Consider the following 497-nt stretch of genomic DNA (forward strand, 5'->3'; position numbering starts at 1 on the left):
AGCAGCATGATGATGCTGGCGAAGATTAGCCGCAGGGTGGTGGTGCCTTGTGCGCCAACGATGGGGAACATGCTTTTGGCCAAGGAAGCGCCTGACTGGATCGATGCAAGGGCAATCAGAAGCAAGCCTATCGGGAAGAGGGTGGCGGCCAGGCTGCGGGGCTGGGTGTTCATTTAAGGGCGGCATTCCTTGGAGGGGGTGGGGTGAGCAATATAGTGCGCAATTAGCAGGGTAGTGGGCAATGCCCTGCAGAGTTTTGTAGCGCTGGCGAGCGTGCAGGGCAGGGTGCAGGCCGAGCACGCTGTTGCTCGGCTGCAGGGATTCTGCGGAAAACCTAAATTATTGAAATTAAAGGTTGACCTACAAAAACGCCGCCCTATAATGCGCACCATTCCAACGCGGTAGCAGGCACTGCCAGCCACTGTGTTGAGTCAAGTGTTTGAAGCCAAACGAGTTTCTCGCAAAAAACTTCAAAATAAACGCTTGACAGCAAATCA

At 54.3% G+C, this 497-nt stretch carries 1 pseudogene; it reads right to left on the bottom strand.

Annotation, left to right across the window (positions count from 1 at the left end):
- Window positions 1-173, bottom strand: a pseudogene (locus tag GYA94_RS25715) (EamA family transporter); the annotation flags it as partial.
- Window positions 174-497 lie beyond the last annotated feature (324 nt).

Source organism: Pseudomonas juntendi (assembly GCF_009932375.1).
GTDB classification, from domain to species: domain Bacteria; phylum Pseudomonadota; class Gammaproteobacteria; order Pseudomonadales; family Pseudomonadaceae; genus Aquipseudomonas; species Aquipseudomonas juntendi.